Annotated in this window: 9 protein-coding genes; 5 read left to right on the top strand and 4 right to left on the bottom strand. The window is 62.4% G+C overall.

The genetic code is table 11. The features are described from left to right. Window positions 1–100: 100 nt before the first annotated feature. From lon to tig, 4 genes are all read right to left on the bottom strand, one after another. Entirely contained in the window at window positions 101–2,521 is a 2,421-nt protein-coding gene (gene lon / locus NA29_RS10350) for an endopeptidase La (protein WP_039403010.1), read from the bottom strand. Between the two features lie 194 nt (window positions 2,522–2,715). Then, window positions 2,716–3,996, bottom strand: a complete 1,281-nt coding sequence (gene clpX / locus NA29_RS10345) for an ATP-dependent Clp protease ATP-binding subunit ClpX (RefSeq protein ID WP_039397970.1) — start codon at window positions 3,994–3,996, stop codon at window positions 2,716–2,718. 236 nt (window positions 3,997–4,232) lie between these two features. Next, a complete protein-coding gene (gene clpP, locus NA29_RS10340; protein ID WP_039403009.1) occupies window positions 4,233–4,886 on the bottom strand; it encodes an ATP-dependent Clp endopeptidase proteolytic subunit ClpP in 654 nt (217 codons plus the stop codon). A gap of 125 nt (window positions 4,887–5,011) precedes the next feature. After that, entirely contained in the window at window positions 5,012–6,352 is a 1,341-nt protein-coding gene (gene tig / locus NA29_RS10335) for a trigger factor (RefSeq protein ID WP_039397968.1), read from the bottom strand. Between the two features lie 467 nt (window positions 6,353–6,819). Here tig and NA29_RS10330 point away from each other — a divergent pair, with 467 nt between their 5' ends. From NA29_RS10330 to NA29_RS10310, 5 genes are all read left to right on the top strand, one after another. Then, entirely contained in the window at window positions 6,820–7,644 is an 825-nt protein-coding gene (locus tag NA29_RS10330; protein ID WP_039397966.1) for a TetR/AcrR family transcriptional regulator, read from the top strand. A gap of 360 nt (window positions 7,645–8,004) precedes the next feature. Continuing rightward, a complete protein-coding gene (locus NA29_RS10325) occupies window positions 8,005–10,503 on the top strand; it encodes an acyl-CoA dehydrogenase (protein WP_039397964.1) in 2,499 nt (832 codons plus the stop codon). 97 nt (window positions 10,504–10,600) lie between these two features. Further along, on the top strand, window positions 10,601–12,034 hold the full coding sequence (locus tag NA29_RS10320; RefSeq protein WP_039397962.1) for a 3-oxoacyl-ACP reductase: 1,434 nt from the start codon (window positions 10,601–10,603) through the stop codon (window positions 12,032–12,034). A gap of 2 nt (window positions 12,035–12,036) precedes the next feature. Next, window positions 12,037–13,044, top strand: a complete 1,008-nt coding sequence (locus tag NA29_RS10315; protein WP_072633249.1) for a MaoC family dehydratase — start codon at window positions 12,037–12,039, stop codon at window positions 13,042–13,044. After that, the gene (locus NA29_RS10310) at window positions 13,041–14,360 is read left to right on the top strand and encodes an acetyl-CoA C-acetyltransferase (protein ID WP_052252803.1); all 1,320 of its coding nucleotides are present in this window, start codon (window positions 13,041–13,043) and stop codon (window positions 14,358–14,360) included. The genes NA29_RS10315 and NA29_RS10310 overlap by 4 nt, the downstream gene beginning before the upstream one ends. Window positions 14,361–14,383: the final 23 nt, after the last annotated feature.

Raw genomic sequence — 14,383 nt, 5'->3', positions numbered from 1 at the left:
TGCGTGAACAAAAAAAGCCCGGGGAAAACCCCGAGCTTTTTGAACGTTTTTCCATCGAGCGACGACCGCACTGCGATCAGTCGCTCAACGAAACCCGCTTTCAGTGCTTGATGACTTCCTGCTTGCCGCTTGCGTCTGCGCTAGGCGTCACAGGCGCTGCCTTGGCTTCTTCTTCCGGCAGCGGTGTCGGTGCATGCTCCAGTGCGAGTTCAAGCACCTTGTCGATCCAGCGCACCGGCACGATCTCCAGCGCGTTCTTGACCGTATCGGGAATCTCGGCGAGATCCTTCACGTTCTCTTCCGGAATCAACACGAGCTTGATGCCGCCACGATGCGCTGCGAGCAACTTCTCCTTGAGACCGCCGATCGGCAGCACTTCACCGCGCAGCGTGATCTCACCGGTCATTGCCACATCCGCACGCACCGGAATCCCGGTGAGCACCGACACGAGCGCCGTCGTCATCGCAATACCGGCGGACGGACCGTCCTTCGGCGTCGCGCCTTCGGGCACGTGGATGTGGATGTCCTTCTTCTCGAACTGCTCGTCGGACACGCCGAGACGACGTGCACGCGAACGCACCACCGAGCGTGCAGCTTCGACCGACTCTTTCATCACGTCGCCGAGCGAACCCGTGCGGATGATGTTGCCCTTGCCAGGCATCAGTGCAGCTTCGATCGTCAGCAGATCGCCACCGACTTCCGTCCACGCCAGACCCGTGACCTGACCGATCTGGTTTTCCTTCATGGCCAGACCGAAGTCGAACTTGCGCACGCCGAGGAAGTTGTCGAGATTGCCAGCGTCGACCTTGATCGACGAACCATCGACCTTCTTGAGCAGCAACATCTTCACGACCTTGCGGCAGATCTTCGAGATTTCACGCTCAAGCGAACGCACACCCGCTTCACGCGTGTAATAGCGAATGATGTCGCGAATCGCGGCTTCCGTCAGATCGATTTCGCCTTCCTTCAACCCGTTGTTCTTCTTCTGCTTCGGCAGCAGATAACGCTGGGCGATGTTGACCTTCTCGTCTTCCGTATAACCCGACAGGCGGATCACTTCCATACGGTCGAGCAACGGCGCCGGGATGTTCAGCGAATTCGACGTCGCGACGAACATCACATCCGACAGATCGAAGTCGACTTCGACGTAGTGGTCCGAGAACGTGTGGTTCTGTTCCGGATCGAGCACTTCGAGCAACGCCGAGCTCGGGTCGCCACGGAAGTCCATGCCCATCTTGTCCACTTCGTCGAGCAGGAACAGCGGGTTGCGCACAGCGACCTTCGAGAGGCTTTGCAGAATCTTGCCGGGCATCGAACCGATGTACGTGCGACGGTGACCGCGAATCTCAGCCTCGTCACGGACGCCGCCCAGCGCCATACGCACGAACTTGCGGTTCGTGGCACGCGCAATCGACTGACCGAGCGAGGTCTTGCCCACACCGGGGGGCCCGACCAGGCACAGGATCGGTGCCTTGACCTTGTCCACACGCTGTTGCACAGCAAGATACTCAAGGATGCGTTCCTTGACCTTCTCGAGACCGAAGTGGTCTTCGTCGAGCACCTTCTCGGCGTTCGACAGATCGTTGTTCACCTTGCTCTTCTTGCGCCACGGCAGACCGACCAGCGTGTCGATGTAATTGCGCACGACGGTCGCTTCTGCCGACATCGGCGACATCAGCTTGAGCTTCTTGAGTTCGGCGTCAGCCTTCTTCTTGGCTTCCTTGGGCAGATGTGCGGCCTTGATGCGCTTCTCGAGTTCTTCGAGATCCGCACCCTCTTCGCCTTCACCCAGCTCTTTCTGGATCGCCTTGACCTGCTCGTTCAGGTAGTACTCGCGCTGGCTCTTTTCCATTTGGCGCTTTACGCGGCCACGGATGCGCTTTTCCACCTGGAGAATGTCGATCTCGCTCTCGAGCTGCGCGAGCAAATGCTCAAGGCGCTCGATGACCGGGAACATCTCCAGAATCTTCTGCTTCTGCTCCAGCTTGAGCGGCAGGTGTGCAGCGATGGTGTCAGCCAGACGACCCGCTTCGTCGATCCCCGACAGCGACGTCAGGATCTCCGGCGGAATCTTCTTGTTGAGCTTCACATACTGGTCGAACTGCGCCACGATCGCACGACGCAGGGCCTCGGATTCCGGCGAATTGCCGTCGTCCGGCTCAAGCGGCATAACTTCCGACGTGAACTGGGTTTCTTCTTCGTCCACACTCAGGGTGCGGGCGCGCTGAATCCCTTCGACGAGCACCTTGACGGTGCCATCGGGCAGTTTGAGCATTTGCAGGATGTTCGCCACGCAGCCGATCTCATAGAGATCTTTGGACGTGGGCTCATCCTTGGCCGCAGCTTTCTGCGCGACCAGCATGATGTGCTTGCCGCCTTCCATCGCGGTTTCAAGCGCTTTAATCGATTTCGGACGCCCCACGAAAAGGGGAATCACCATGTGCGGAAACACGACCACGTCGCGCAGAGGCAACAGGGGCAGTTGAATCGCTTCGGGCGGGAGGATTTGGGTGCCTGACATCTCGTTCCCCATATTTAACGATACCGTTGTGTTCCAGCTAATTGAGGCCGCCGGCGAGAATTACAAGAGGCTGGGAAAGCCCTTTCGCCAACAAGTTGCACCACTCGGGGTTTCATTGCCCGTGGCACTAGTATGAAGGAAAAAAAGCCGTCCATGTTTCCATGAACGGCTTGGGGTAGCGCTAAGTTGACCGTTCAATTGGAACCGGCAACCTTGGGCGACTCCTGATAGATCAAGAGCGGCTTTCCGTCGCCGCTGATCGCGTTTTCGTCAAGGATGACCTTGGTCACACCCTTAAGCGACGGCAACTCGTACATGACTTCCAGCAAGGCCTGTTCGATGATCGAACGCAGGCCGCGCGCCCCCGTCTTGCGCTTGATCGCCTTACGCGCCACGGCGTGCATGGCGGCCGGACGAATCTCCAGTTCCACGCCTTCCATCAAGAACAGGCGCTGATACTGTTTGACCAACGCGTTCTTCGGCTCGATCAGGATCGTGACCAACGCGTCTTCGTCAAGCTTACCCAACGTGGCAACCACTGGCAGACGACCGATCAGTTCCGGAATGAGACCAAACTTGATCAGATCTTCGGGCTCGACGTCGCGCAGCAACTCGCCTGCGTCGCGCTCTTCGCCCGTCTTGACCGTTGCGCCGAAGCCGATCCCCGTCTTTTCTGTACGGTTCATGATGATCTTTTCAAGACCATCGAACGCACCGCCACAAATGAAGAGGATGTTCGTCGTATCGACCTGGATGAAATCCTGGTTCGGATGCTTGCGACCGCCCTGCGGCGGCACCGACGCCATCGTGCCTTCGACCAGCTTGAGCAGCGCCTGCTGCACGCCTTCGCCCGACACGTCGCGCGTAATCGACGGGTTGTCCGACTTACGGCTGATCTTGTCGATTTCGTCGATGTAGACAATGCCCTTCTGCGCCTGCTCGATCTCGTAATTGCAGTTTTGCAGGAGCTTCTGGATGATGTTTTCGACGTCCTCACCCACATAACCGGCTTCGGTCAACGTGGTGGCGTCGGCAATCACGAAAGGCACGTTGAGCAGACGCGCGAGCGTCTGCGCGAGCAGCGTCTTGCCCGAGCCGGTCGGCCCGATCAGCAGGATGTTGCTCTTGGAAAGTTCGACCTCGTCGCGCTTGTCGCCGAGATGCTTCAATCGCTTGTAATGGTTGTAGACCGCAACAGCCAGAATCTTCTTGGCCCGGTCCTGACCGATCACATATTGATCGAGACTCTCGCGAATTTCCTGCGGGGACGGCAGATCGGACTTAGCGCCACTGCCGCTCTCGTCTTCAGCCGCTGCGGCCTCGTCGCGAATAATCTCGTTGCACAGATCAATGCACTCGTCGCAAATGAACACGGACGGACCTGCGATGAGCTTCTTGACCTCGTGCTGGCTCTTTCCGCAGAAGGAGCAGTAGAGCAGCTTTTCGCCGTTGGAAGTGCTTTTTTTATCCACCATATCTGTGTCAGCCTGCTAGCAATTTGCGCCCCGGTCGTCCCCCGCCGGGGGCGGCAAACGCGGCATACGTGAATCCCATTGTAACGCCATGCTGTACGAGCGTGTGGCCCACTCGCGACAGCCGGAAATTCCCTTTAACGACAAAGACTTGGCGCGATCACCCAGCTTCCCGAATCGAAAATGCCTGGTGTCGCGCCAACGATTTCGCCGTCAGGCGCCCCGTATTCGGGTCCGAATCAGGGACGCTTTTCAAGTACGCGATCGATCAAACCGTACTCGACGGCGTCGGCGGCGGACTTGAAGTTGTCGCGGTCGGTGTCGCGTGCGATCACTTCGAGCGACTGCCCGGTGTTCTCCGCCAGCAGACGATTCAACCGGTCCTTGAGCAGCAGGATTTCCCTGGCGTGAATCTCGATGTCCGACGCCTGACCACGCGCACCGCCCAGCGGCTGGTGAATCATGATGCGTGCGTTCGGCAGCGCAAAACGCTTGCCCTTCTCACCGGCGGCCAGCAGGAAAGCGCCCATGCTCGCAGCCATACCGAGGCACAGCGTCGAGACCGCCGGTTTGACGAACTGCATCGTGTCGTAAATCGCCAGACCCGCCGAGACGGAACCGCCCGGCGAGTTGATGTACATCGAGATTTCCTTATCAGGATTTTCGCTCTCGAGGAACAGCAATTGGGCGACGACGAGGTTGGCGCTCTGGTCGTTGACCTCGCCAACCATGAAAATGATGCGCTCTTTGAGGAGTCGCGAATAAATATCGTAAGCGCGCTCACCACGACCACTTTGCTCGACGACCATCGGCACGAGGCCAAGGCCTTGCGTTTCGAGAGCGGAGTTGTGCGTCTGGGAGGCGAGTTGGGCGAGCAATTCGGAACGGGTAATCATATCGGTTCGACCCTTCTATCGAGATGGTTTTGCGCGCCGCAAGGAGGAAGCCCGAAGGCCATTTGGAAAAGAACCGCCACGACCTTGCGGCCGCGGCGGTTCAGTCGGTCGTGTCGCGCCGATTAGGCTTGCGTGTTGCCGGCCAGCTCTTCGAAGCTAACTTGCTTGTCGGTCACCTTGGCCTTGCCAAGGACGAACTCGACCACGTTGTTCTCGACGACGAAACCTTCCATTTCCGCCATGCGCTGCTGATCGCCATAGTACCAGCGGACGACTTCTTGCGGGTCTTCGTAGCTCTTCGCGAACTCTTCGACTTCGGCCTTGATCTGGTCCGGCTTGGCTTGCAGGTCGTTTTGCTTGACCAGCTCGGCCAGGATCAGACCCAGCTTCACGCGACGCTCGGCTTGTTCCTTGAACATTTCAGCCGGGATCGGCACGTTGCCGGCGTTCGGCACGCCACGCTGTGCGAGGTCCTGACGGGCCATCGCGACGAGACGTTCCTGATCCTGTTCGATCAGCGCATTCGGCACGTCGAGTTCCGACACCGAGATCAGCGCGTTCATGACCTGATCCTTGAGGAGCGCCTGCGTGCGACGCTTCACTTCGCGCGACAGGTTTTCCTTGATGTCGGCGCGCATCTTTTCGATGCTGCCATCGGCGATGCCGAGCGACTTGGCGAATTCGCCGTCGACTTCCGGCAGGTGCGCCCACTCGACCTTCTTGAGCGTGACGGTGAACGTGGCGGTCTTACCGGCCACTTCCTTGCCGTGGTACTCGTCCGGGAACTTGAGTTCGAATTCCTTCGCTTCGCCGACCTTCAGGCCCAGCGTTGCCTTTTCGAATTCCGGGAGCATGCGGCCTTCGCCCAGCACGAACACGAAGTCTTCGGCGCTGCCGCCTGCGAACACTTCACCGTCGATCTTGCCGACGAAGTCGACCGTCACGCGGTCGCCGTCCTTGGCTTCGACCGAGCCGCCGTCGCCATGGGCGCCGGCTTCGCCGCGCACGTGGTAGTGCACGCGCTGCTTACGCAGAATGTCGATGGTGCGATCGATCTCGGCTTCCGAGACGTCGGTCGTGGTGCGGCTGACTTCAGCCGTGGCCAGATCGCCGATCTTCACTTCCGGATAGACTTCGAACGTGGCGTCGAAAGCGTATTCGGTCTCAGCGGCGTCGGCCTTCGGCGCGAAACGCGGCTGACCGGCCACACGCAGGTCCTGGTCCTTGCTGACTTCGAAGAATTGCTGGCCAACCTTGTCGCTGACGACTTCGGCTTCGACCTGACCACCGTACTGCTGGGTGACCATCTTCAGCGGCACCTTGCCCGGACGGAAGCCCGGCATGCGAACCGTCTTCGACAGTCGCTGAATGCGCGTCGCGACTTCTTTTTCGACGTCCTGCTTGAGCAGGGTGATGGTAAAGCGACGCTCGAGCTTGCCGAGGTTTTCAACAGCGATAGTCATGAGGATATTCGTCCATCCAGAGGGTCGTTCTGTGTTGCGGCGAGGGAATGCCGCAAGCGGACCCTGTCAGTTAATCAACCTTGGGCCGGAACCGACGATGCGACGCCGGCTTCCCTCCGCACCCGACAAATCGGGTTAGCGCCAAAACGGTCTTGCACACAAAGCGGAACATTTTAGCAAACTATTGTCCCGCCTCCAGACTTTCCGGCTGGAAAGCACCGAAATCAGACCTTTCCACCGTTCCCGAAGTTCTCCGTCCCGAAAAAGGCGCCCCCGGCGGTCGTTGCGCCAAACGCAGATTAGAGGGCGGCACCCACAAAAAGCGCTTGGGGGACGTCGGCTTACCGCCTAGGATTCAATCGAACGTTTGAATGAAACATCGGTTCCTGACGATGGAGCGGTGTCGTGCCGTCCGTCCGCAGGGTCCATCCCTTGAGTCCGTCCCTGGAACACACAGGAGGTTCGTCGTGAGTCCTCGCGTCTCGGCCGGCCGTCAAGCTGGCGACACCAAACTGCGCATTCTCGATGCGGCAGAAGACCTGTTCATCGAATTCGGCTATGAAGCCATGTCCTTACGCCAGATCACCTCGCGTGCCGAGGTCAATCTGGCGGCCGTGAACTATCACTTCGGCAGCAAGGAAACCCTGCTCCAGGCGATGCTCTCCCGCCGGCTGGACCGGCTCAACGACGAACGCCTCGCCCTGCTCACGCGCGCCGAGGCCACATGGCCCGCCCCGAAGCTGACGTGCGAACACGTGCTGGGCGCCATGTTCATCCCAGCGCTCGCCATCTCCCATCATCGCGACATCGGCGGCCCCGCGTTCCTGCGGCTGCTCGGACGCGTCTACGCCGACCCCTCGCCCTTCATCCGCGACTATCTTCAACAGCATTACGCGCCGGTATTCGAGCGCTTCTTCGAAGCCTTCGCGCGCGCGCTACCGGAGTTACCGCGCCAGGAACTGGGCTGGCGTCTGCACTTCGCGTTGCAAGCGCTCTCCGGCGTGCTCGCCAGCAGCGACACCTCCCGCCTCATCGACACGTTCGCACAGGGCCAGCCGATGGGCGATCTGCAAGTCGTGGCACGCCTGACGGCGCTCATGGTCGCCGCGCTCAAAGCCCCGATGCCAGGCGACGAGCAACTGGCGAGCTTCGCCGCCGTTTTCGCTCTGGCGAAAGATGCCGACGTCACCCCGCCGCGCGAAGCCGGACAAGCGTCCGCGCATACGGAATCTCAAACGCACGCGGGCGGCCCGGAATCGAGCGCCAGCGACCGTTCGCTCGCGAACGTCTGACGCAGAACGTGTTCGGCATATTCCGCGACTTACGCGGCCGGACAAATGGCCGCGCGCTTGCCGTGTCAATTGACTAACCCTTAACCCATAACGCGCGTTGGACGGCCGTCGGCTTTCCATCGCGTGATGGTTTCAGGTTTCGACGCTTTACTCGAATTCCCGGCGCACCATTGTGTTGCCGAACGATCCAACAACAACGCCGTCACCGAATCTCGCTGCGCACACCGCCAGCGAAGATCGACAGACGGCACGAGGACGACAGCCCCGGCGCTGCGTTCGCCCCTCCGGGCGCACGCTCAGCGCGAAGGCGGGCCATCTGGCACCGGCCGGGGAGCTGAACCCGAAGGGAGGAGAAAAATGATGGTCTTATGGATTCTCGCGTTTCTCGTGGGCGTCACCGCCCTGCTGTTCTATCGTGCGCGCGCCTGGCAATGGCTGATCGCCACCGTCCTGTGGGTGGGTGCAGGCATCTCGCTCGGACTGACAGGGGCGGTCGCGACAGCGATTCTCGCCGTCGTGCTGATCGTTCCCGCACTGATTCTTAGCATCGGCCCGCTGCGCCGTGCATGGGTCACTGCACCGATGCTCGCCAAGTTCCGTTCGATCATGCCGGAAATGTCGGACACCGAAAAAGATGCCATCGAAGCCGGTACCGTCTGGTGGGATGCCGATCTGTTCTCCGGTCGCCCGAACTGGGACAAATTCGCCGCCATGCCCGCCCCCGCGCTGTCGGCGGACGAGCAGGCATTCATGGACAATCAGGTCGAGCATCTTTGCGATCTGTCGAACGACTGGGAAAGCACGCAAGTCTGGCAGGATCTGCCGCCCAAGGCCTGGCAATACGCCAAGGATGCAGGCTTTCTCGGCATGATCATTCCGAAGCGTTATGGCGGTCTCGAATTCTCCGCCTATGCGCACTCGCAGGTGGTGATGAAGCTGGCCTCGCGCTGCTCCGCTGCCGCCGTGTCGGTGATGGTACCGAACTCGCTCGGTCCGGCCGAACTGCTGTTGCACTACGGCACCGAGGACCAGAAGAACTACTACCTGCCCCGCCTCGCCAAGGGCGAAGAAATCCCCTGCTTTGCGCTGACAAGCCCCTACGCGGGTTCGGACGCCGCCGCCATTCCCGACGTCGGCATCGTCTGCCGCGGCGTGCATGAGGGCCGCGAAACTCTCGGTTTTCGCGTCACGTGGAACAAACGCTACATCACGCTCGGCCCCATCGCCACGGTGCTCGGCCTCGCGTTCCGCGCCCTTGACCCCGATCACCTGCTCGGTGACGACGCCGAACCCGGCATCACCTGTGCGCTGATTCCGACGAAGCATCCGGGCGTGGTGATCGGCCGTCGTCACTGGCCGCTGAATGCCGTCTTCCAGAACGGTCCGAACTCGGGCAAGGACGTCTTCATCCCGCTCGACTGGGTGATCGGCGGACAGGCACAAGTCGGCAAGGGCTGGCGAATGCTGATGGAATGTCTGGCCGCAGGCCGCGCGATTTCGTTGCCGTCGTCGAACGTCGGTTACTCGAAAATCGCCGTTCGCGCGACCGGCGCATATGCGGCCGTGCGCCGCCAGTTCCGCACGCCGATCGGCAAATTCGAAGGGGTACAGGAAGCGCTCGCGCGCATGGCCGGAAACCTCTATGCGATGGACGCTGCGCGTCGCATGGCAGCATTGGCCGTCGACCTCGGCGAAAAGCCCTCGGTGATCTCGGCCATCGCGAAGTACCACGTGACCGAGCGCGCCCGCAAAGTGGTGAACGACGGCATGGACGTCGTCGCTGGCAAGGGCATCTGCATGGGCCCGAACAACTTCCTTGCTCGCGCTTACCAGCAGATTCCTGTGTCGATCACCGTGGAGGGCGCGAACATCATGACGCGCTGTCTGATGATCTTCGGTCAGGGCGCGATCCGCTGCCATCCGTACGTGCTCAAGGAACTGGCCGCCGCGCAGACGGCCGACCACACTGCCGCCGTGCGCGCCTTCGACGACGCCCTTTTCGGCCACCTGACCTTCGTCACGAGCAACATCGTGCGGGGTGCGCTGCAAGGCATCACGCACGCGCGCTTCTCCGCCGTACCGTCGAAGGCCGCGCCCGAACTGCACGTCTACTACCGCGCGGCGAACCGCATGTCGACGCTGCTCGCCATCGCGGCCGACATTTCAATGGCGGTACTCGGCGGCTCGCTCAAGCGTCGCGAGAGCATCACGGGACGCCTCGGCGACATCCTCTCCCAACTATTTCTCCTCACGGCGACGCTCAAACGCTTCGAGGACGAAGGCCGTCCCGAAGCCGACCTGCCACTGGTGCATTGGGCTGCGCAGGACGCCCTCTGGCAAGCGCGCGAGGCCTTCGAGGGCGTGCTGGCGAACTATCCGTCGCGGGGCGTCGCATGGTGGATGCGCTGGAAGCTGATGCCGCTCGGCCTGCCGTACGCCAAGCCGTCGGATGCGCTGGCCGCACGCGTGGCCGAGGTGATGCAGACACCGGGCGACGCCCGCGAGCGCCTCATCGCCGGTAGCTACTCGCCGAGCGCCGATGTCGACGATCTGGCTTACGGCGAAATCGTCTTCCAGATGACGCCGCAAGTCACCGTGATCGAACAACGTCTGCGCACCGCGATCAAGGAGGGGCGTCTGGCAGCCATGCCGCAGAGCCTGCCCGAATTCACCGCCTGGGTGGACCACGCGGCGACGCTGCAACTGGTAAGCGACGATGAGCGCCGCCTGCTGGCGCAGTACGCCGATTACGCGGCGAAGGCCGTGGCGGTGGACGACTTTCCGGCCGACTTCGGGCGCGCCGCCGACATGCAACACGCCCGGCAGCAGGCTCCGGCGGACGAAGCGCTCACGTCGTGAGTCCATCCGCCACCACTACCAACTGCTATCAACCGCTATCAACAGCCATCAACCGCTGCCCATTTTTTCGCCAGAACACTCTGAGGATTTCCGCGCCGTGACGACGTCCGACCGATACCTTGCCTTTGCCAACTCCGCCGTGGGCAGCCGCCTGGCCAACGCGCTGGGCCTGCCACGCCCGGTACCGCTGGAGCGCATGCCGGACTACGGAGACGATGTCGCCGAAGCGCGTCTCGTTGCGCCGCCGCTAGCCGTCGTCGGCGGCGCGGGCGATGCGCCATTGCTGCCCGGTCTCGCCCGCGAACTGCATTGGCTCGGCATCCCGAGCCTCGCTCACGCGCAGCGGCTCGACTGGATCTCCTACGCGAATAAGGCAGGCACGATGAGCGGACGATTCAACGAGAACGAAGGCGTGCGTCCCAAGGCGTTGCTGTTCGACGCGAGCGGCATTGCCGACACCTCGGGGCTGGAGTCGCTTTACGCGTTCTTCCACGACACGCTGGCAACGCTTGATCGATGCGCTCGCGTGCTGGTGCTGGGTCTGCCGCCGTCAATGGCCGCCACGCCGCAGGCGAGTATTGCGCAGCGCGCGCTGGAAGGCTTTGTGCGCTCGCTGGCCAAGGAGCTAAAGCGTGGCGCAACGGCGCAATTGCTCTATGTCGCCCCCGATGCCCGCGAATCGCTGCACTCCACGTTGCGGTTCTTCCTCTCACCTCGCGCCGCGTATGTGAGCGGTCAGGCGATCACACTTCAAGCGCCTGTCTTCGAAACACCCCCTATGCGCGACACCCGTCCGCTCGCCGGACAGGTCGCCGTGGTGACGGGTGCGGCACGCGGCATCGGCGAGTCCATCGCGACCGTCCTCGCGCGCGACGGAGCGCATGTCGTTTGCGTCGACATGCCTTCCGCACAAGACGCGCTGACCACCGTTGCCACGCGCCTCGGCGGCAGCGCCCTCACGTGCGATATCGCATCGCCGGAGGCAGCAGCCACACTGATGGCGCATCTCGCAACGCACGCGCCGCACGGTCTGGACATCCTCGTACACAACGCTGGCATCACACGCGACAAAACGATTGTTCGCATGACCGATGCGCAGTGGCAAAGCGTGCTCGACATCAATGTCGGCGCACCCCAGCGTCTCAATGCCGCGTTGCTCGACGCCGGTGTGCTGCGCGCAAACAGCCGGATCGTCGGCGTCGCTTCTATCAGTGGCATTGCGGGCAATCGCGGGCAGACCAACTACGCCGCATCGAAGGCGGCCGTCATCGGGATGGTCGAGGCATGGTCGCCCTTGCTCGCCGCACGCCATATCAGCATCAATGCCGTCGCCCCCGGCTTCATCGAGACGCAGATGACCGCGGCGGTCCCGTTCGCCATTCGCGAAGCCGGACGCCGCATGAACTCGCTCGGACAAGGCGGTCAACCTGTCGACGTGGCCGAAGCCATCGCGTGGCTCGCCCATCCGGCCTCAGGTGCGCTGACCGGACAGGTCGTGCGCGTGTGCGGCCAGAGCCTGCTCGGAGCATGACGATGCCTAACGATCGACCGCGTGATCCATCCGACAGTCCGAACATCGCCGTTGCCACACAACTGAAGCAGGTCACGTATCTGCCGTCGCCACTGCATTTGTACTTGCGCGCACTGATGACCTCGCGCAAACCGGCCCGCGCGCAGCCGATGCCGCCGCTGGCTTTCGAGCGACGCAACGTGCCACTGGACGGTGAAGACATCGCGCGCTACGCGCGGCTGTGCGGCTTCGCGCAGACGATGGGCGTGCCGCCCACGTGGCCGCATCTGCTCGCCTTCCCGCTCCACATGCTGCTGATGACCGACCGCGCCTTCCCGTTCGCCATGCTAGGCATGGTGCATCTTGCGAACCGGATCCGGCAGTTTGCGACGCTGAATGTGGGCGACCGCCTGACGTTGGATGTGCGGTGCGGCCCGCTGTCCGCCCACGACAAAGGACAGGTGTTCACGGTGGTCACGACGGCGCGTCGCGACGACATCGTCGTGTGGATCGGCGAGAGTCTGTACCTGCGTACTGGCGTGCGCGACGCACTCGGCGCTCCCTATCAGGCGCAACTGAGCGCCGATCCGTCACTGACGAAAGTCGCGACATGGCCGGTCCCGGCCGACCTTGGACGCCAATACGCGCGCATCTCGGGCGACTACAACCCGATCCATTTGTGGCCGCTCACGGCGAAACTGTTCGGCTTTGCGCGCCCCATCATTCACGGGATGTGGAGCTTCGCGCGAACGCTTGCGGCCGTGCTGCCAGAAGACGTGAACGCCTCCGGCCCGGTCGATCTGCTGGTGGAATTCAAGACACCTGTGCTGCTCCCCGGCGACGTCACCTTCTGGCGCGCACCGCCCGCGCATCCGCACGTGCAACCGCATGCGCCACATTTTGAACTGCGCGACGCCACAGGCACCGTCCCGCACCTGCGCGGACGCTGGCAGGCCCTAGACGGCGCGTCCTCGGCCAAGCCCGCTTCGTCTTCCTCATCCTCACAGACCCATCTCCCGGACCAGCCATGAGCGCCCTCAAACCCACTGCGCCCGCCCCCGCCTTGCGCCGAGTCGCGATTCTAGGCGGCAATCGCATTCCCTTCGCGCGCTCGAACACGACCTACGCCACGGCGTCGAATCAGGACATGCTCACGGCCGCGCTTCAGGGCCTCATCGACCGCTTCGACCTGCACGGTCAGACGCTCGGCGAAGTCGCGGCGGGCGCCGTGCTCAAGCACGCCCGCGACTTCAATCTGACGCGCGAGTCGGTGCTGTCGACCACGCTCGCCCCGCAAACGCCCGCCTACGACGTGCAGCAGGCCTGCGGCACGGGTCTTGAGACGGCGATCCTCACCGGCAACAAGATCGCGCTCGGTCAGATCGACGTGGCGATTGCCGGTGGCGTCGACACGGCATCGGACGCGCCCATCGGCGTCAACGAGAAGCTGCGCAAGATCCTGCTCGAAGCGAACCGTCAGCGCAGCACCGGCGGTAAGCTCGGCGCGCTGGCGAAGGTGCGTCCGGGCATGTTGTTCAACCCGGCGCTGCCGCGCAACGGCGAGCCTCGCACGGGCCTCTCGATGGGCGAGCATTGCGAGTTGATGGCAAAGCGCTGGGAAATCGAGCGCGCTGCGCAGGACACGCTCACGCTTGCCAGTCACGAGCATCTGGCGCAGGCGTACGAGCGCGGATTCTTCCTCGATCTGATGACACCGTTTCGCGGCCTGCAACGCGATAACAACCTGCGCCCCGATCTCACACTGGAGAAGCTCGCCAGCCTCAAGCCGGTGTTCGACCGTAGCGCGACAGGCACGCTCACGGCAGGCAACTCCACGCCACTGACCGATGGCGCGTCATGCGTGCTGCTCGCGAGCGAAGACTGGGCGAGGGCGCACAACCATCCGGTGCTCGCCTATCTGACGTACTCGCAAACGGCGGCCGTCGACTTCTTCAATCCGGACGAATCGCAGCGCGAGGGCTTGCTGATGGCCCCGGCCTACGCGGTGCCGCGCATGCTCGCGCAGGCGGGTCTCACGTTGCAGGACTTCGATTTCTACGAAATTCACGAAGCCTTCGCCGCGCAAGTGCTTTGCACGCTCAAGGCGTGGGAAGACCCTGCGTACTGCCGCGACAAGCTGGGACTGGCAGCGCCGCTGGGCAGCATCGACCGTCAGCGTCTGAACGTGAACGGCAGTTCGCTCGCTTGCGGGCATCCGTTCGCCGCCACCGGCGGGCGCATTCTGGCCACCCTCGCGAAGCTGTTGTCTCAGCGCGGCGGCGGCCGCGGCCTCATCTCGATCTGCGCGGCTGGCGGTCAGGGTGTCGTCGCGATGCTGGAACGATAAAACAACGAGCAAAGCCACACAGG

This window comes from Pandoraea sputorum, assembly GCF_000814845.2.
Lineage (GTDB): Bacteria > Pseudomonadota > Gammaproteobacteria > Burkholderiales > Burkholderiaceae > Pandoraea > Pandoraea sputorum.
This window is presented reverse-complemented; position numbering and strand designations above follow the sequence as displayed.